Below are 18,940 nucleotides of genomic sequence, written 5' to 3'. Positions count from 1 at the left end.
AAAAAATCACATTTTTCTGGTTGGAGCAATCTTTCTGCCGGTCTGCTCCGAATACCAGTTAGGGCGAGGGAGGGGGAAGCGACCTCGGGGAGAGTCGGTGATGACGGAAAAGCAGATCAGCGCAGTGCGCCCCCCGGCGGAGGAGGCCCCGGACCGAGAAGCGGCCGGACCGCCCAGGTCGTCGACCGCCGTCGAGGAGGCGTTCACCCGGTTGCTGGCCGACGTCACCCATGTGCACCCCGTGTCGGTGCACGCGCACTTCTTCGACGAACTCGGAGCCGACTCCCTGGTCATGGCCCACTTCTGTGCACTGGTCAGAAAGCACGGAGGGCTGCCGCCGGTGTCCATCAAGGACGTCTACCGGCACCCCACGGTCAGCAGCCTGGTGACCGCCGTTGCAGGGGTGAACGAGGGTGCAGCAGGGGAGGCTGCGCCCCTGCCCTCCCCCGCTCCCTCTCGGCCCGCCGCACGAGGCGCCCCGCACCACGTCCTCTGCGGCGTGCTCCAGCTCCTGGCGTTCCTCGTGTATTCCTGCCTCGTGGTGCTCGCCGCCACGCGCGGCTACGCCTGGGCGGCCGCCGGCAGCGGCCTGGGCGAGCAGTACCTGCGCGCCGTCGTCTTCGGTGCGGCTGCCTTCGCCGTCCTGTGCGTGTTCCCGGTGGTCGCGAAGTGGGTCCTCGTCGGCAGGTGGAAGCCCGTCAGGCTGCGCGTCTGGAGCCTGCCCTACGTCCGCTTCTGGATCGTGCGGACCCTCATCCGCTCCGACCCGCTCGTCGTCTTCGTCGGCTCACCGCTGTACGTCCTCTACCTCAGGGCCCTGGGCGCGAAGATCGGCCGCGGTGTCACGGTCTTCTCGCGGATCGTGCCGGTCTGCACCGACCTGCTCACCCTCGGCGACGGGGCCCTGATCCGCAAGGACGCGTACTTCCCCTGCTACCGCGCGCACGACGGCCTGATCGAGACCGGTCCGGTGTCCCTGGGCAAGGACGCGGTGGTCGGTGAGGCCTCCGTCCTCGACCTCGGCACCTGGCTGGGCGACGGCGCCCAGCTCGGGCACGCCTCCGCGCTGCACAGCGGGCAGGGCATCCCGGCGGGCGAGCACTGGCACGGATCCCCGGCGCAGCGCACCGGCACGGACTTCCTGGCGGTCGCCCCGGCCCGGTGCGGTACCGCGCGGAGGGTTCTGCACGGCGTCGTGCAGATACTTGCCGCCCTTCTGGTCTACCTCCCCTTCTCGGCGGCCGCAGTCTCCTTCCTGCTGGCCCACTCCCCCCAGCTCGCCGCCACCGTGGCCCCGGGCCCGGCGGCGATCGCCGACTGGCCGTTCTACGCCGAGGCCCTGGCGGCCACGGCGCTGGTGTTCTTCGGGGGCCTGGCCCTCACGCTCCTCACGGTCACCACGCTGCCGCGCCTGCTCGACCGGGCCCTCACCCCCGACCGGGTCTACCCCTTGTACGGATTCCACTTCGGCGTGTACCGGGCGATCACGCTGCTGACCAACCGGCGCTTCCTGACGCGGCTGTTCGGCGACAGCTCCGCGATCGTGCACTACCTGGGCGCCCTCGGCTACCGCCTGCGCCCCGTGGAGCAGACCGGTTCGAACTTCGGCACGGAGGTCAGGCACGACTCCCCGTACCTGGCGTCCGTCGGGAGCGGCACGATGGTCGCCGACGGGCTGTCGATCAACAACGCCGACTTCTCCAGCACGTCCTTCCGGGTGCACAGGGTCTCCATCGGCCCGCGCAACTTCCTCGGCAACCGGATCGCGTACCCCTCGCGGGGCAGGACCGGCGACAACTGCCTGCTCGCGACCAAGGTCATGGTGCCGGTCGACGGGGAGATCCGGCAGGGTGTGGGTCTGCTGGGCTCGCCGAGCTTCGAGATCCCCCGGTCGGTCTCCCGGGACGGGGCGGTCGACCCCCCGGACGGCGGCCGCCCGCACGGGGCCGCGGCGACGCTGCGGCTGCTGCCGGCGAAGAACCGCCACAACGCGGTGACGATGGCCTGGTACCTGGCGGTGCGGTGGATCCACTTCTTCGTGCTCACGCTGATCCTCACCGTGGCCGCCGAGGCGTACGGCGTGTTCGGCCCCCTGGCCGTCGCGGCGGGCAACCTCTGCGTCGTGGTGTTCAGCATCGCGTACCTGGTCCTCATCGAACGGGCGGTCACGGCCCGGCACCCGACCGTTCCGTTGTTCTGCTCCATCTACGACCCGCGGTTCTGGGAGCGGGAGCGGTTCTGGAAGGTCCCGTCGGAGGGGTACCTGCGCCTGTTCAACGGCACCCCCTTCAAGCCGCTGGTGTGGCGGCTGCTCGGAGTCCGCATCGGCCGCCGCGTCTTCGACGACGGCTGCCACCTGACCGAGCGGACGATGGTGGCCATCGGCGACGAATGCACCCTCAACGCGGGGAGCATCGTCCAGTGCCACTCGCAGGAGGACGGTGCCTTCAAGTCGGACCGCACCGCCATCGGCGCCCGCTGCACGATCGGGGTCGGCGCCCTCGTGCACTACGGGGTGACGGTCGGGGACGGCGCGGTCCTGGCGCCCGACTCGTTCCTCATGAAGGGCACGACCGTCCCGCAGGGGGAGGTCTGGGGAGGGAACCCGGCGCGGCGCCTCCACGGGACCGCCCCCGGGCCGCGAAGGGGCGAGCCGTGACCGCGCCGGTGCAGAACGGGATCCGGGCCGCGCAGGACGCGCCGGGCGGGTTCACCGCGCTCCCCCGCTGGACCCTGACCCCGGTGCCGGGGACGGCGGAGTACCGGATCGCGGTGCCCGGGCCGCTCACCACGACCCTGCGCCGACTCGCGGACGCGTACGGAACACCGCTCGCGGAGGTGGTCCTGGCGGCCCACTTCAAGGTCCTCGACGCCCTGTCCGGCGGAGAAGGGATCACCGGCGGCCACCTCGCCGCGGCCGACGGCACCGCGCGGCCGTGCCCCCTGACGGCCGAACCCCCCTCCTGGCGGGAGCTCGTACGGGCCACCCATCGGGCGGCCGCCGCTGCCCCGGCCCCCGCCCGTCCGCCCGGACCCTCCCCCATGCCCCCTGCGCCCCCCGCGCCCCCGCCCGAGATCGTGTTCGACCCGTACGGCGGGGCCCCCGCCGACCCCGGCACGCCGCTGCGGGTGGCCCTGATCCGGCAGGGCGACCGGCACGTGCTGGAGCTGCGCTATCGGACCGACCTGATCGACGCGGACTGCGCCGCCCGGATCGCCGGCTACCACCTCACCGCGCTGCGGCTGCTCGCCGCCGACCCGGACGCGGCTCCCGGCCCGCAGACCCTGCTGGGCAGCGCCGAACTGCACCACCAACTCGAAGGGCTCGCCGGCCCCGCCCGGGAGCTGCCCGACCTGCGGGTCCACGAGATCTTCGAGCGGCAGGTGCGCGCACACCCCGACCGGATCGCCGCCGTCCACTGCGGCCGGCGGTGGACCTACGCCGAGCTCAACGCCCGCGCCAACCGGCTGGCCCACGCCCTCCTGGCCGGCGGGCTGCGGCGGGAGGACGCGGTGGCCGTGGTGAGCGAGCGCAACCTCGGCTGGCTCGCCGCCGTCCTGGCGGTCCTCAAGGCCGGCGGGGCGTACCTGCCGGTCGAACCGCACTTCCCCGCCGACCGCATCGCCACCATGCTCACCCGCGCCGCGTGCCGGTTCGTCCTGGCGGAGCCCGGGAGCACCTCCGGCCTCGACGGGGCGCTGGAGGCCCTGCCCGGGATCGGCGTCCTCGGCCTCGATGCCGCCCACGACGGTGCGAACGCCCCGGCCGGCCGCTCCCCTGCCGATCCCGACGGCACGACGTACGACCCCGGCCTGCCGATCCCGCCGCACTCGCTCGCCTACATCTTCTTCACCTCCGGATCGACCGGGGAGCCCAAGGGCGCGATGTGCGAGCACGCCGGGCTCCTCAACCACCTCTACGCCAAGATCGACGACCTGGGCATCGGCGAGGCCGACACGGTGGCCCAGACGGCACCCCAGTGCTTCGACATCTCCCTGTGGCAGCTGCTCTCGGCACTGCTCACCGGGGGCCGGACCCTGATCGTCCCCCAGGACGACGTCCTGGACGTCGGGCGCTTCCTCGACACCGTCGTCAGCGGCCGGGCCACGGTGCTGCAGGTGGTGCCCTCGTACCTCGAGACGCTCCTCTCCCTGCTGGAGCAGACCCCGAGGGCGCGGGCCCTCCCGGACCTGCGGTGCCTCTCGGTCACGGGGGAGGCGGTCCAGAAGCAGCTCGTCGCCCGCTGGTTCGCGGCCGAACCCGGGATCAGGCTCGTCAACGCGTACGGCCTCACCGAGACCTCGGACGACACCAACCACGAGGTCATGGACCGGGTCCCCGACACCCCGGCCGTCCCCCTCGGCCGGCCCGTCAACAACGTCCGCCTGTACGTGGTGGACCCGCACCTCAATCCGGTGCCGCTGGGCGCGCCGGGCGAGATCGTGCTGTCCGGAGTCTGTGTGGGGCGCGGGTACGTCAACGACCCCGAGCGCACCCGGCTCGCCTTCGGACCGGACCCGCACCGCCCGGGCAGCCGCCTGTACCGCAGCGGGGACTACGGCCGCTGGCTGCCGGACGGCAAGGTCGAGTACCTCGGCCGCCGGGACACCCAGGTCAAGGTCCGCGGCTTCCGCATCGAGATCGCGGAGATCGACAACGCCCTGCTGCGGGTGCCGGGAATCCGGGACGCCGCCGTGGTCGCCGTCCGGCACCCCGCGCACGGCCGCCACCTCGCGGCGTTCTACACCGCCGCAGCGCCGCTGGAGGCGTCCGGGCTGCGTGACGCGCTGGGCGGCATGCTGCCCGCGTACATGATCCCGTCCGTCTTCCACCGGGTCGCTGCCCTGCCCCTGACCGCCAACGGAAAGACCGACACCAAGGCGCTGGCCGCGCTCGCCGAGTCGGCCCCGCGCGTCGACGCACCGCCCGACGCGGACGGGCACGGCCCGCAGCCCCCGGCGACGCCCGCCGAACGCCGGGTCGCCGCAGCGTGGGCGGCAGCCCTCGGGCTGCCCGAGACGCAGATCGGACGGCAGGACCGGTTCTTCGACCTGGGCGGCACCTCGTTGACCGCCCTCAGGGTCGCCGTCGCCCTCGACCGGGCGATCACGTTCAAGGACATCACCGAACACCCGGTCCTCGCCGACCTCGCGCGGCTGGTCGACGGATCTCCGCCGCGCAGGACGCCGGGCCCCGCACCGGCGGCAGCGGCCGGTCACCCTTCCACCGCCGAGCCCGACAGGAGAGCCCCATGACCTCCACAGCCTCCGTACCCCCGCCACCCTCCGGTTCCGCTCCCGTCGCGGTGCCCGACACCGGCGCGCAGGACGCCGCCGGGGCCGGGGACGTCCTCGCGCTCCTGCACGTGCCGGACACGGCCGACGCCGCCACCTGGCTGCAGGAGCAGCGCCACGCCCTGCGGGCCGCGGTCCTCGAGCACGGCGCGGTCCTGGTCCGCGGCCTCGGCATCGAGGACCCGGCGGAGGTGGGGCGCGCCCTGCGGCAGCTCGGCGCCGCCCCGGTGGCGGAGACGGAGGCCTTCGCCTCGCGCCAGACGTACGGCGAGGGCGTCTACTCCTCGGCCGGCTGGCCGCCGAACCAGCCGATGTGCATGCACCACGAGCTGAGCTACACCACCGAGTTCCCCTCTCTGCTCCTCTTCGCCTGCCTCACGCCGCCCACCGCGGGCGGGGCCACCACCGTGGCGGACGCCGCCGCCGTCTTCGACGCCCTGCCGGCGGAGGTCACCGAGCCCTTCCTGCGGGAGGGCTGGCTCCTCACCCGCACGTACGGCAACGACATCGGTGCCTCCCTGACCGAAGCGTTCGGATCCGACGACCGCGACGCCGTCGAGCGCCACTGCCGGGCCCACGCCATCGCGTACGCATGGCGCCCGGACGGCACGCTGCACACCCGGCAGCGGCGCAGCGCCGTACTGCGGCATCCGCAGAGCGGCCGCCGGTGCTGGTTCAACCAGATCGCGTTCCTCAACGAATGGACGCTGGACCCCGACATCCGTGAGTACCTCGTCGACACCTACGGAGCCGAGGGCCTGCCCTTCAACACCCACTACGGAAACGGCGCCCCACTCGACCGGGACACCGTGCGGCTGATCAACGAGGTCTACGAGGCGCACACGGTGCGCCGCCCCTGGCAGGCGGGCGACCTGATGCTGGTCGACAACCTCCGCACCGCCCACGCCAGAGAGGCCTTCCAGGGCCCGCGGCGGGTCGTGGTCGCCATGGCCGACCCGCTGCGTGCCGCCGACTGCGAGCCGACCATCGAGGTGACCCTCACATGACTGCCGAACGACGGGTGCCGCCCTTCGCCGTGCTTTCGGGCGCGCAGGTCCAACGGGCACTGGACGGGAACGAGAAGCACATCGTGGACCTCGTCGAGCAGGCGTACCGGCTCCACGGCGCGGGCCGCTGTGTGAACCCGCCCTCGCTGTTCCTCCGCTTCCCGGACCGCCGCTCCTCGCGCATGATCGCACTGCCCGCCTCGCTCGGGGGAGCGAACCGGGTCGACGGGCTGAAGTGGATCTCCAGCTTCCCCGAGAACACCGAGGCCGGCCTGCCCCGGGCGTCGGCGGTGCTGATCCTCAACGACCCCCTGACCGGCTACCCCTTCGCCTGCCTCGAGAGCTCCATCATCAGCGCCACGAGGACGGCGGCCTCAGCGGTCCTGGCCGCCGACTGGCTCAGCCGGGGCCGCAGCCGGCCGACCCGCGTCGGGTTCTTCGGGGCGGGGCTGATCGCCCGCTACATCCACGGGTTCCTGACCGCCACGGGATGGGATTTCGAGGCGATCGGGGTGCACGACCTGTCGCCGCGCAACGCGGCCGCCTTCCGTACGTACCTGGAGCAGTCGGGCAGCACCGGGCTCATCGCGGTCCACGACAGCCCGCAGGACCTGATCCGTTGCAGCGACCTGGTGGTCTTCGCCACGGTCGCCGCCGAGCCGCACGTCGACCATGCGGCCTGGTTCGGCCACCACCCGCTGGTGCTGCACATATCGCTGCGGGACCTCGCTCCCGAAGTCCTCCTCGCCGCCACCAACATCGTCGACGACGTCGACCACAGCCTGCGCGCCGGCACCTCCGCGAACCTGACCGAGCAGCTCGTCGGAAACCACCGGTTCCTGCACGGAACCCTGGACGACGTCATGGCCGGCCGCGTGCAGGTGCCGCCGGGCCGGCCGGTGGTGTTCTCGCCCTTCGGCCTCGGGATCCTGGACCTGGCCGTGGGCAAGTACGTCTACGACGAGGTCGCCGCGGCCGGGGAGCTGCAGATCGTCGACGGCTTCTACCACGAGGTGACCCGCTACGGATGAAACGGCACCCCCATCAGCCCTCCCGCACTCACCCGCGCACACGAAGGACAGGCCAAGAGGAGGCCGACGTGCCCGTCATATCCGCTCCCCACGCCTTCAACGAAGAAGACCTCTACGTCGACCTGCAGCCCGTTCTCGGCTGTCGGCTGTTCCTCAAGTGCGAGGGGTTCAACTTCGCCGGCTCCGTCAAGCTGAAGGCCGCGGCCTCGATGGTGGAAGCGGCCGAGCAGGAAGGTGTGCTGACGCCCCGGTCCGCCCTGGTCGAGTCCTCCTCGGGGAACCTCGGGGTCGCCCTCAGCGTGATCGCGGCGAGCAAGCGCTACAGGTTCCTGTGCGTGACGGACTCCCGGTGCAACCTGGCGACCCGGCTGATGATGGAGGCGCTGGGCAGCCAGGTCCACGTCATCAACGATCCGGGCCCCCACGGCAGTTACCTGGCCGCACGGCTGGACTACGTACGCACGCTGTGCGCGTCCGACAGCCGCTGGGTCTGGCTCAGCCAGTACACGAACCCGGCCAACTGGCGTGCGCACTACCGCAGCACGGCGCCCGCCATCGCCCGGCAGTTCCCGCAGCTGGACGTCCTCTTCGTCGGCGCGGGGACCACGGGGACGCTGATGGGGTGCGCCCGGTACTTCAGGCACTGGCACAGGCCGGTGCGGATCGTCGCGGTGGACAGCGTCGGCTCGGTGACGTTCGGCGGCGCACCCGGCCGCCGGCTGATCCCCGGCCTGGGCATGGGCGTGCACCCGCCCCTGCTCGACGAGTCGTACGTCGACGAGGCGATCCTCGTGGAGGAGGCCGACACCATCCGCAGCTGCCGCCAGCTCGCCCACCGCGGCTTCCTCTTCGGCGGCTCGACGGGAACGGTGGTCAGCGGGGCCAGGCACTGGCTGGACCACCACGGCGACCCCTCCGTCACGGCGGTCGCGATCGCCCCCGACCTCGGCGAGCGCTACCTCGACACCGTGTACCAGGACAACTGGGTCCAGGCCCTGTACGGCGACGCCGCCGCCCCCACGCACCAGCGCCGCTGACCGGCGCCTGCCCGTGCACGTACGGACCTCCAGGGCGCATGCGCCGGGCGGGAGTGGAAAGGCGCCGGGCTGTGGAGGTGGCGGGAGATGAGGATGCCGGAAGGGCTGCGCAGCCGTGACCACCGGCTGACCCGGCGCATCGCGGCCTGTGACGCACCGGTGGCGCGCCGGCTGCTGCCTGCGGTCGAGGAGGCGGCCGAGCACACGAAGCTGTGGTGGGCCGCGGCCCTGGCGATGGCGGCCTGGGGAGGCTGGAGGGGCCGCAGGGCCGCAGCGGCCGGCGTCCTGGCGATGGCGGCGGCGGAGGTGTGGTCGAACGGGCTCGCGAAGCCGTTGGTCGAACGGCGCCGGCCCCCGGCCGAGTGGATCCCGCACGAAGGGGTCGCGGACCGGCCTGACAGTTCCTCGTTCCCCTCCGGGCACACGGCCGCCGCGGTGGCGTTCACCGCGGCGGTCGCGAGCCGGTGGCCGTGGGCGGGGGCCGCGTGCGCGGTCCCGACCGCCCTGGTGGCCGTCGAGCGGGTCCACAGCGGGGCCCACTACCCCTCCGACGTGGCCGCCGGAGCGATGATCGGTGGCGCGGCCGCCGCCCTGGTCCGCACGGCGCCCCGGGTCCTTCTCCGCCTTCTCCGCTTCCGGTGGTGACGAGGCGCGGAGGGCGGGCGGCTGCCGTTCGGCGGCGGCTGCCGTCCGGAGCCCGTGGTGCCGTTCAGGCGTGCGGGTGGAGAGTCGGCGTACGGCGTTAGGCCGGGGCACCGCTGCGGCACCCATGTCCCCGGCGCCCCCGGCCCGGGTGCGCGACCCCCGTGTACGAGGACGAAGGAGTGCTGCCGGATGACGACGGCCCGCGAGATCATGACCGAAGGCGCCGAGTGCATCGGCGCCGAGGAGACGGTGCTCGACGCCGCGAAGAAGATGACGCAGCTGGGAGTGGGTGCCCTGCCGATCTGCGGCACGGACGACAAACTCAAGGGCATGCTCACCGACCGCGACATCGTGGTGAAGGTCCTCGGCGTCGGCAAGGACCCGGCCACGGTGAAAGCCGGGGAGCTCGCCCAGGGCGAAGCGGTCACGATCGGCGCCGACGACGACGCCGGGGAGATCCTGCGCACCATGGCCGAGCACAAGGTCCGCCGCCTGCCCGTCATCGACGGTCACCGGCTGGTCGGCATGGTCGCCCAGGCGGACGTGGCGCGCGCGCTGCCCGACCCCCAGGTCGGTGACCTGCTCCAGGCACTGTCCACGGACTGAACCGGCCGGGCCCCCTGCGGCGCGGCCCGGCGCCGGCCGTGGGTGTCGGCGGTCGCCGGCGCGAGTGCGCGGTCGTCGCCGCCGACCGGGCGCCGACCGCCGGTCGGGTGACGGGACCGGGGCCGGCGGCGTGTACGCCGTCCGGCCCGCAGGGAGGGCGCGAGGATGCTCGGGTTCCGCTCACCCCCTGATCGGCTGGAGTCCGTCCGTGCTCGAACGCAAGAAGCTCAAGGGCCGCACCCAGGTCACCTTCGTCCTGCCCGAGGACACCCCGGCCGGGCCGGTCAGCGTGGTCGGCGACTTCAACCACTGGGACCCCTACGCCCACCCCCTCACCCCCCGCGGCGACGGCACCCGTACCGCCACCGTCGCCCTGTCGGCCAACAGCAGCCACGCCTTCCGCTACCTCGCCGCGGGGGACTACTGGTTCAACGACCCCGCCGCCGACCACCACGACGGCGCCAACAGCCACCTGCGCACCTGACCTCCGGGCCGGGCGGCGCCTGCTTCAGGCAGCCCTCTTGGGAACGTGGGCGTGGATGGTCTTGCCGCCCGCCTGCGTGGAGCGGACGTCCACCTCGCCGGCGAGTCGGCGCACCAGCCGCCAGCCGTAGCCGCCCATCGAACCGGTCGGGTCCATCGCCCGCAGCCGGGGCGGGTCGGGACTGGGGTCGGTGACGTCGATGTCGATGCCGTCCCCCGACCAGGCCAGGTCCAGTGAACACGAGCCGCCGGCGTGCCGGACGGCGTTGGTGACCAGCTCGCTGGCCACCAACAGGGCCGTGTCCGCCACACCGGAGGGGACCGGGTGTCCGCTGTGCACGGCATCGCGGACGAACCGGCGGATCTCCTCACGGGCCCGCGCCGCGGCGCTGCCGCCGCCGCATTCGCAGTGCCGTTTCGGCGGGTCTCCCACAGCCCCTCCTCGCCTTTGCACCCCGGGTCCATCAAGGCACCTGCCCCGTACCCCGTCCCGCTATGCCCCGTACGCCCGGATGCAGCCGGGAACCGCACGGGACGTTGCCCGGGTGGTGCGGGTACCGGGGGCCCGGGGGATCGAGCGCGCCCTCGTCCGACGGCGTTTCCGGCGACCGTCCTGATCGTTGAAGCGCCTGTCGGGAGAGTCTCCGGGAACGAGAGCGGGTGGCCGCAATGCCAGTGGCGCGCAGGACGGTCCTCCGGGCGGCGGCATCGGCGGGCGCGCTGCCCGTGCTGCCGGCACCGGCGGAGGCGGCAGCCGGGGAGCCGCCCGTGCGGGGCCGGGGTTCCGGGCGGCCGGCCGCGGACCGCGTGCGGCTGCTGTTGACCGCGGCCACGAACGGGGCGGCCACCGCCGTCGGGGAGCGGGTGGTGGCCGAGGTCCAGGGCGTGCTCTGGTCGGTGCCCGCGGACGGCTCCGCCGCCACCGCCCTCACCCCGGCCGACCTGGAGCCGAGCCGTCCGGTGCTCTCCCCGGACGGCGGGCAGGTGGCGGTCAGCGCCTACCGGAGCGGGAATTTCCACATCTGGCTGCTCGGAGCGGACGGTTCCGGCCTGCGCCCGCTCACCGAGGGCCCGTTCGACCACCGGGCGCCGGCATGGTCCCGGGACGGCCGCACGCTGGCGTTCTGCTCCGAGCGCGGCGGTGACCCGGTCGCCGGAAGCCCGTACCGGATCTGGACCCTGTCCGCCTCGGGAGGGGTGCCCCGGCAGCTGACGGGGCTCTCCGGGCAGCAGGGTCCGGGCCAGGGCGGGCCCTGGGAGGACTACGACCCCGCCTGGTCCGCGGACGGGCGCCGGGTGCTGTTCGTCCGGGGCACGGTGACCGGGGACGGCCTGGTGGCGCGCGTCCTGGCCTCGGTGGCCGCCGACGGCAGCGGCCCGGTCCGCACCGAGTACACCGCGCCCGAAGGCCGGCTGCTCGCCCCGGCGGTCTCCCCCGCCGGCCGCACGGCCTGGCTGTGCGCCCTGCCCGGCCCGCGCCGGGCGGAGACGCTGACCCTCTGGGCGGACGGCCGGCACGTCCCGCTCGACGGCGATCTCGCCGCCGCTCCCCCGCGCTGGCTCGGCGACGACCGCATCCTGCTCACCCTGGACGGGCAGTTCCGGGTGGTCCGCCCCGACCGCGGCGCCGCCGGCCCCGAGCCGGACCGGATCCTGGCCTTCCGCGCCGAACTGGACCTGCCCCGCCCGCGCTACCGGGTCAAGGACCACGAGCTGGAGGCCGGGCAGCGGCGCCCGGTCCGGGGGATCCACCTCCCCTCCCTGTCGCCGGACGGCCGGACGGTGGCCTTCGCCGCGCTCGGCGCCCTGTGGACCGCTCCGGTGGCCGGCGGGGCGCCCCGGCGGCTGGTCGGGCTCCCGCCCACCGCGTACGTGCAGGGCCCGGTCTGGAGCCCCGACGGCCGGGGCCTGGTGTACACGCACGACCGGGACGGGCTGAACGCGGTGTACCGCAAGGAGCTGTCCGGCGGCCCGGAGGAGGCGCTGACCCCGGGGGGCCGCGTGTACGGGACCCCCTCCCCCGACGGTACGCGGCTGGCGGCCCTCGACCTGACCGGGCGGCTGCTGGTCCGGGACCTCGCCACCGGCAGCGAGCGGTCCCTGGCGGCCCCGCTGGGCGGAGGCGGGCTGCCCGGCATGCCGAGTTGGTCGCCGGACGGCCGCCACCTGGTCCTCTGCGACCGCAACCGGCTCAACCAGCGGTTCCGCGAGGGCTACAACCTGATCCGGGTCGTCGACGCCGCCGGCGGCGCGGCCCGGCTGTACGCCCTGGCCCCGCACGTCTCGCTGTCCGACCGGTACGCCTCCGGCCCGGTCTGGTCACCGGACGGCCGGCACCTGGCCTGTGTCGCGGAGTCGGCGCTGTGGCTGCTGCCGGTCGCTCCGGACGGCACCCCCTGCGGCCCCGCCCGCCGGATCACCGACGAGCCGGCCGATCACCCCTCCTGGGCCGGGGACGCGCGGACCCTCCTCTACCAGTCGGGCGCCCGGCTGCGGCTGCTGCGCCTCACCGCGGACGGCTCCCCGGACGGACCCGCCCGGACGGTACCGGTCGCCCTGGACCGCCGCCGGCCCGAACCGGTGGACACACTCGTGCGCGCCGGACGGTTCTGGGACGGCACCGGTGCCCCGCCGCGCACCGAGGTGGACGTCCTGATCCGCGGCGGGCGCATCGCGGCCGTCGAGCCGCGGCGCGCGGGCGGCGGCACCCGGCGCCGCGCCGCGCGGACCGTGGACGTGGCGGAGGGCACCGTCCTGCCCGGTCTGTGGGACGCGCACGTGCACCCGTACTGCAACACCTACGGCGCCCGCCAAGGGGTGGCCGCCCTCGCCTACGGGGTCACCACGACCGTCTCCCTGGGCGGCTCCGCCCACGAGCAGGCCCGTCTGCGGCAGGACGTCCTGGCCGGACTGCTCGCCGCGCCGCGGCTGCTGACCTGCGGGGAGCACCTGGACGGCAGCAGGGTCGCGTACACGATGAGCCGCGCCCACCGCACCCGGGAGGGGGTGGCCCGCTCGCTCGCCCGGGCGGCGGAGCTGGACTGGGACGTCCTCAAGACGTACGTACGGGCGCCCGGCTGGCTGATGGCGGAGGCCGCCCGGTTCGCGCACGAGCGGCTCGGCGTGCGGGTCGGCTCCCACCTGTGCGCTGCGGGGATCGCCACGGGGCAGGACCTGACCACGCACCTGGTGGCCACCGAGCGCGCCGAGACCGGGCACGGCGCCACCGCCCAGGGGTTCACGTACGAGGACACCCTGGAGCTCTACACCCGCGGCCGGTTCCATCTGATCGCCACGCCGTTCACGGCGCTGCCGCTGCTCGGCGAGGATCCGGCGGCCGCCGAGGACGAGCGGGTGCGGACGCTCATGCCGCCGTGGGACGTGGCCGCCGTACGGGCCGCGGCGGCCGCACCGCCGACCGCCGGGCAACTGCTCGCCCTGGAGCGCGAGGTGTCGGTCTACCGGCGGATCCTGGCGGGTGGCGGGCTGGTCGCGCTGGGCACCGACGCCCCGCTCGTGCCGGTCGGCCTCCATCTGCACCTGGGGCTGCGGGCCTTGCACCGGTACGGCCTGAGCCCTGCCGAGGCCCTGGCCACCGCGACCCGCATCCCGGCCCGGGTGTTCGGGGTCGAGGACCGGCTGGGCACCGTCGAGCCGGGCAGGATCGCCGACCTGACGGTCGTCGACGGGGATCCGTTCACCGACTTCGCCGAGCTGATCCGGGTGAGGGCGGCGGTCCGCGGCGGGGTGGTCCACGAGCGTGCACGGCTCCTGGCTGCGTTCGCGGGCGGCGGTGCGGACGCGGCCCCGGAACCCGAGGGCGGGTGGCGCGGCGTCGCCCGTGGTCTGCTGCGGGACGCCTGCTGCGGCGAGGCGGTCGGCTGGGGCGCCCCGGGCCCCGCGTGATGCGCAGCCCGGTCAGGAGAGGGGGAGCGTCCCGGGCCGTTCCGGCCCGACTCCCCGCCGCAGTGGGCGTGTTAGCGTCTCCTCGGGATCACACAGGGGGCCGGGGGGGACCATGTACAGGCACGCACAGGCACACACGCGCACGGGCAGGCGTCGGCACCCGCGCGGGCGATCGCACCTTGCGGTCGCCCTTGCCGCGCTGACCGTCCTCTGCGCCACGGCATGCGGCAGCGACAACGGCGGCGGCCGCGCCTCGGGTCCCGCCCCCGAAGCGCCGCAGAAGGCGGCCACCGCCACGGCGTCCGCCCAGCCCACGCCTCCCCCTTCGCCCACGCCTCCCCTTTCGCCCGCGCCCGGCCCGAGCCGCGGCACGCCGGCCGAGGTGAAGGTGCGGACGCCCGCGGACTTCTGCGCGGACAAGGACGCGCTGCTCGTGCCGGCGGTCCGCATCGTCGTGCGGATCGTCGGCGTCGAGCAGCAGAAGCAGGGCGACGCCCACGTCCTGGGTGCCACCGAGCCGGAGCTGAAGTGCGGCCCGGGCGTCGACAACGACGGCTACTTCGACGCCGACACGCCCCTCGGCCCGTACTACCTGGCGCCCGACGCCGCCATCCGCCTGCTGACGTACGACGAGAAGGCGCAGCGCATGGGACTGACCGACCCGGTCCCGGTCGCGACGCTGCGGGACGTGCTCAAGGCGTGCAAGAGCGGCAAGCAGCCCGGCACGCCGTACACCTGCTCGGGCGGCTTCTTCCATGCGGCCATGGACACGAAGGGCGTGATCACCGAACTCACCGAGATCTTCCAGTCCTGAACGGGCGCAGATCCTCTTGAACGCGTTCAGAATGGTCGGCAGCCTCGGCCCGTTTACGGCCGGGCCGAGGCGACTAAAATCGGGTCCGGAATTTCGGATCGCACGGACACGGGTTGCTGTGCGTGTTCTCGTGGCTCTGAAGTCCGACGTGCCATACGGTCGTCGCCGGACGACCCGGCACCCCACGGGCGACGTCACGCGCGGGCAGTAGCCGGCAGCAGGAAAGAGCGCGACAGGAAAGAAGGACGGACATGTCCGGCAGCGAAAGCGAGAACCCGGTAATCCCCTCCCCGACCCCCACCGCGACGCGGCCCCGGACGAACCGGGACTGGTGGCCGAACCAGCTGGATCTCCAGGTCCTCCACCAGCACTCGCCCCGCTCCAATCCGATGGGCGAGGAATTCGACTACGCGGAAGAATTCAAGAAGCTCGACGTGGACGCGCTGAAGCGGGACCTGTTCGAGGTCATGACCGACTCGCAGGACTGGTGGCCCGCCGACTACGGCCACTACGGGCCCCTCTTCATCCGTATGAGCTGGCACGCCGCGGGCACGTACCGCATCGCCGACGGCCGCGGCGGGGGCGGCGCCGGAGCCCAGCGGTTCGCCCCGCTGAACAGCTGGCCGGACAACGCGAGCCTGGACAAGGCGCGCCGCCTGCTGTGGCCGGTCAAGCAGAAGTACGGAAAGCAGATCTCCTGGGCCGACCTCCTGGTATTCGCCGGCAACTGCGCTCTGGAGTCGATGGGTTTCAAGACATTCGGATTCGGGTTCGGGCGCGAGGACATCTGGGAGCCGGAGGAGATCTTCTGGGGACCCGAGGACACCTGGCTGGGAGACGAGCGCTACAGCGGAGACCGGGAACTCGCCCATCCGTTCGGCGCCGTCCAGATGGGCCTGATCTACGTGAATCCGGAGGGCCCGAACGGCAACCCGGACCCGCTGGCCGCCGCCAGGGACATCCGCGACACCTTCGGCCGGATGGCGATGAACGACGAGGAGACCGCCGCGCTCATCATCGGCGGCCACACGTTCGGAAAATGCCATGGCGCGGTCGACCCGCAGTACGTCGGACCGGAGCCCGAGGGCTGCCCCCTGGAAGCGCAGGGCCTCGGCTGGCCGAACACGTACGGCACCGGCAAGGGCGTCCACGCGATCACCAGCGGACTGGAGGGCGCCTGGACCAACAAGCCCACCACCTGGGACAACGGATATCTGGACAACCTGTTCCGGTACGACTGGGAGCTGACCACCAGCCCGGCCGGCGCCCATCAGTGGACGCCGAAGAACCCCGAGGCCCAGGGCACCGTGCCGGACGCCCACGACCCGTCGCGGCGGCACGCTCCCATGATGCTGACGACCGACCTGGCGCTGCGCGCCGACCCGATCTACGAGCCCATCGCCCGCCGCTTCCACGAGGACCCGGACGCCCTCGCCGACGCGTTCGCCCGGGCCTGGTACAAGCTGCTCCACCGCGACATGGGGCCCCTCTCCCGCTACCTCGGCCCCTGGGTCCCCGAACCCCAGCTGTGGCAGGACCCGGTCCCCCCGGTCGACCACGACCTCGTCACGGACGCGGACGTCGCCGCCCTCAAGGAGAAGATCCTCGCCTCCGGGCTGTCCGTCTCCGACCTGGTCTCGACGGCCTGGGCCTCGGCGGCCAGCTTCCGCGGCACCGACAAGCGCGGCGGCGCGAACGGCGCCCGGATCCGGCTCGCCCCGCAGAAGGACTGGGAGGTCAACGCCACCCCCGCGCTGGGCAGGGTCCTGCAGACCCTCGAGGGGATCCAGCGGGACTTCAACGGCACGGACGGCGCGCAGGCCGGCGGCACGAGGGTCTCCCTCGCCGACCTGATCGTGCTGGGCGGGTGCGCGGCCGTCGAGCGGGCCGCCAAGGACGCCGGGTACGACATCACGGTCCCGTTCGCACCGGGGCGCACCGACGCCTCGCAGGAGCAGACGGACGCGGAGTCGTTCGCCGTGCTGGAGCCGCGGGCGGACGGGTTCCGCAACTACCTGCGGGCCGGCGAGAAGCTCGCGCCGGAGACGCTGCTCCTGGACCGGGCCAACCTGCTGACGCTCACCGCTCCCGAGATGACCGTGCTGCTCGGCGGCATGCGGGCGCTGAACGCCAACGTCGGGCAGTCCCGGGACGGCGTCCTCACCGACCGGCCCGGGAAGCTGACGACGGACTTCTTCGTCAACCTGCTGGACATGGGCACGGAGTGGCACGCGTCCGAGTCGGGCGAGAACCAGTACGAAGGCCGGGACCGCGCCTCCGGCCAGGTCAAGTGGACCGCCACCGCCGTCGACCTCGTCTTCGGCTCGCACTCGCAGCTGCGGGCCATCTGCGAGGTGTACGCCTCCGCGGACGCGGGCGAGAAGTTCGTACGCGACTTCGCGGCCGCCTGGGACAAGGTCATGAACCTCGACCGGTTCGACCTGCGCTGAGCCCGGGCCGGGCCGGTCGGCGGTCGGCCGGCCGGCCCGGACGCCCCAGGCTCCGCTCCCGGGAGGGCGCGGCGCGTCACTTCCGCCAGAACAGGTGGTGGGTCACGCCGCTCGGGCTGGGCACGACGTCCAGGTGGAAGCGGTCGAGCAGTTCCTCCGGTGACTCCCACAGCCGCAGCCCCGACCCGAGCTTCACCGGCGAGACCGCCACGTGCAGGGTGTCGACGAGGTCCGCGTCGAGGAACTCCCTGATGGTGGTGACCCCGCCGCCGAGCCGGACGTCCTTGCCCTGCGCGGCCTCCCGCGCCTGCGCCAGGACCGTGGCGGGGTCGGCGTCGACGAAGTGGAACGTGGTGTCGGAGAGCGAGAACGACGGGCGCGGGTGGTGCGTCAGCACGAACACCGGGGTGTGGAACGGCGGCTCCTCGCCCCACCAGCCGCGCCAGTCGTGGTCCTGCCAGGGCCCGCGCTGGGGCCCGAACTTGTTGCGGCCCATGATCTCGGCACCGATGTTGTTCGCGAAGTCCCGGGTGAAGTAGTCGTCCAGGCCCCGGCTGCCGCCGGGGTCGGTGCGGTTGGGCCAGCTCGCGGTGGCCCCGGCCCAGGCGAACAGCTTCCCGGGGTCGACGTGCCCGAACGGCCTCTCCAGGCTCTGGTCCTCGCCGGCGGCGACGCCGTCGCTGCTCACGTTGAAGTTCTGGACCCTCAGCAACTGAGCCACGTGCTCCTCCTCTGTGGTGGTGGACGGTAGGGCAGACTCCCGCGGCCCGGAAAACTCATCGCCGGCCGGGCCGGGAACACCCGCCGCCGCCCGGGCCGGGGCCGGCCCCGTCACCCGCGCGTGCGCCGAAACGTTCCTGGAGTGAATACGGGCCTCCGAGCGGGTGACCGCGGCCGCCGCCGGGCCGCCCTCCGCACGGCGGTTCACTACACCCTTACCGTGAACACCGACATCCTGCGCGTGGTACCCGCCCTCGCCCTCGCCCTCTCGGCGACGTTCCTGCCGCGAACCGCCTCGGCCGAGCCGACCGCACCGTCCGGCGGCGTGCGGGACGCGCGCCCCGATCCCGTCGTCTTCGTCCACGGCTGGAACTCCGACGGCTCGACGTGGGACCGCATGGCCGCACGCTTCCGGTCCGACGGCTGGCCGGCCGACCTCCTCGACCAGTGGACGTACCCGACCGGCCAGTCCAACGCCACGACCGCCACCCGGCTCGCCGCCGAGATCGAGCGGGTGCTGGCCGCCACCGGCGCCGCCAAGGTCGACGTCGTGTCCCACTCCATGGGCTCGCTGTCCTCCCGCCACTACCTCAAGAACCTCGGCGGTGACTCCAAGGTCGACGCGTGGGTCTCCCTGGCCGGCCCCAACCACGGGACCAACACCGCCTACTGGTGCGGCGGAGCCTCCTGCACCGAGATGCGGCCCGGCTCCGCCTTCCTCACCGCGCTCAACACCGGCGACGAGACCCCGGGCTCCCCGCGGTACGCCACCTGGATGTCGCCCTGCGACACCATCATCAACCCGGACACGACCGTCGCCCTTGCGGGAGCGGTGAACCACCGGACGGGCTGCCTGGGACACACGGACTTCCCCCTCGACGCGGAGGTCTACCGCGAGGTCCGGGCACACATCCGCTGAGTCGATGTGGTGCAGGGCTCTCGACGT

The 18,940-nt window shown here is 73.6% G+C and carries 14 protein-coding genes; 12 read left to right on the top strand and 2 right to left on the bottom strand.

What is annotated here, in order from left to right; all coding sequences use genetic code 11:
- The first annotated feature begins 100 nt into the window (after window positions 1-100).
- The 8 genes from AB0953_RS31495 (at window position 101) to AB0953_RS31460 (ending at window position 10,105) form a co-directional block, all read left to right on the top strand.
- Window positions 101-2,659, top strand: coding sequence for a Pls/PosA family non-ribosomal peptide synthetase (locus AB0953_RS31495; protein ID WP_366862987.1), 2,559 nt, complete (start codon window positions 101-103; stop codon window positions 2,657-2,659).
- On the top strand, window positions 2,656-5,256 hold the full coding sequence (locus tag AB0953_RS31490) for an amino acid adenylation domain-containing protein (protein WP_366862986.1): 2,601 nt from the start codon (window positions 2,656-2,658) through the stop codon (window positions 5,254-5,256). Before AB0953_RS31495 ends, AB0953_RS31490 begins: the two co-directional genes overlap by 4 nt.
- Window positions 5,253-6,302, top strand: coding sequence for a TauD/TfdA family dioxygenase (locus AB0953_RS31485; protein WP_366862985.1), 1,050 nt, complete (start codon window positions 5,253-5,255; stop codon window positions 6,300-6,302). Before AB0953_RS31490 ends, AB0953_RS31485 begins: the two co-directional genes overlap by 4 nt.
- On the top strand, window positions 6,299-7,333 hold the full coding sequence (gene sbnB, locus AB0953_RS31480; RefSeq protein ID WP_366862984.1) for a 2,3-diaminopropionate biosynthesis protein SbnB: 1,035 nt from the start codon (window positions 6,299-6,301) through the stop codon (window positions 7,331-7,333). The genes AB0953_RS31485 and sbnB overlap by 4 nt, the downstream gene beginning before the upstream one ends.
- A 68-nt stretch (window positions 7,334-7,401) precedes the next feature.
- Window positions 7,402-8,370 carry a 2,3-diaminopropionate biosynthesis protein SbnA gene (gene sbnA, locus AB0953_RS31475; protein ID WP_366862983.1) on the top strand — a complete coding sequence of 323 codons (969 nt, stop codon included), beginning with the start codon at window positions 7,402-7,404 and terminating at the stop codon, window positions 8,368-8,370.
- Between the two features lie 87 nt (window positions 8,371-8,457).
- Window positions 8,458-9,015, top strand: a complete 558-nt coding sequence (locus AB0953_RS31470) for a phosphatase PAP2 family protein (protein ID WP_366862982.1) — start codon at window positions 8,458-8,460, stop codon at window positions 9,013-9,015.
- Between the two features lie 189 nt (window positions 9,016-9,204).
- On the top strand, window positions 9,205-9,621 hold the full coding sequence (locus AB0953_RS31465; RefSeq protein WP_366862981.1) for a CBS domain-containing protein: 417 nt from the start codon (window positions 9,205-9,207) through the stop codon (window positions 9,619-9,621).
- 208 nt (window positions 9,622-9,829) lie between these two features.
- Window positions 9,830-10,105 carry an isoamylase early set domain-containing protein gene (locus tag AB0953_RS31460; RefSeq protein ID WP_366862980.1) on the top strand — a complete coding sequence of 92 codons (276 nt, stop codon included), beginning with the start codon at window positions 9,830-9,832 and terminating at the stop codon, window positions 10,103-10,105.
- A gap of 24 nt (window positions 10,106-10,129) precedes the next feature.
- Here the strand turns inward: AB0953_RS31460 and AB0953_RS31455 are convergent, their stop codons facing one another.
- Window positions 10,130-10,537, bottom strand: coding sequence for an ATP-binding protein (locus AB0953_RS31455; RefSeq protein ID WP_366862979.1), 408 nt, complete (start codon window positions 10,535-10,537; stop codon window positions 10,130-10,132).
- Window positions 10,538-10,773: 236 nt separating this feature from the next.
- Between AB0953_RS31455 and AB0953_RS31450 the strand changes: the two genes are divergently transcribed.
- From AB0953_RS31450 to katG, 3 genes are all read left to right on the top strand, one after another.
- Entirely contained in the window at window positions 10,774-14,010 is a 3,237-nt protein-coding gene (locus tag AB0953_RS31450) for an amidohydrolase family protein (RefSeq protein WP_366863000.1), read from the top strand.
- Window positions 14,011-14,398: 388 nt separating this feature from the next.
- Complete coding sequence (locus AB0953_RS31445) at window positions 14,399-14,824, top strand: hypothetical protein (protein ID WP_366862978.1); 426 nt, start codon at window positions 14,399-14,401, stop codon at window positions 14,822-14,824.
- Between the two features lie 251 nt (window positions 14,825-15,075).
- Window positions 15,076-17,274: a catalase/peroxidase HPI gene (gene katG / locus AB0953_RS31440; RefSeq protein ID WP_366862977.1), complete on the top strand. Its 2,199-nt coding sequence runs from the start codon at window positions 15,076-15,078 to the stop codon at window positions 17,272-17,274.
- A gap of 76 nt (window positions 17,275-17,350) precedes the next feature.
- Here the strand turns inward: katG and AB0953_RS31435 are convergent, their stop codons facing one another.
- Window positions 17,351-17,995: a dihydrofolate reductase family protein gene (locus AB0953_RS31435; RefSeq protein WP_366862976.1), complete on the bottom strand. Its 645-nt coding sequence runs from the start codon at window positions 17,993-17,995 to the stop codon at window positions 17,351-17,353.
- A 219-nt stretch (window positions 17,996-18,214) separates the two neighbouring features.
- Here AB0953_RS31435 and AB0953_RS31430 point away from each other — a divergent pair, with 219 nt between their 5' ends.
- A complete protein-coding gene (locus tag AB0953_RS31430) occupies window positions 18,215-18,913 on the top strand; it encodes an alpha/beta fold hydrolase (RefSeq protein ID WP_366862975.1) in 699 nt (232 codons plus the stop codon).
- The last annotated feature ends 27 nt before the right edge of the window (window positions 18,914-18,940 follow it).

Origin of the sequence: Streptomyces sp. NPDC046866 (genome assembly GCF_040704625.1) — a bacterium.
Lineage (GTDB): Bacteria > Actinomycetota > Actinomycetes > Streptomycetales > Streptomycetaceae > Streptomyces.
Note: the sequence above shows the minus strand (reverse complement) of the source record. Positions and strands in the feature narration are given on the sequence as shown.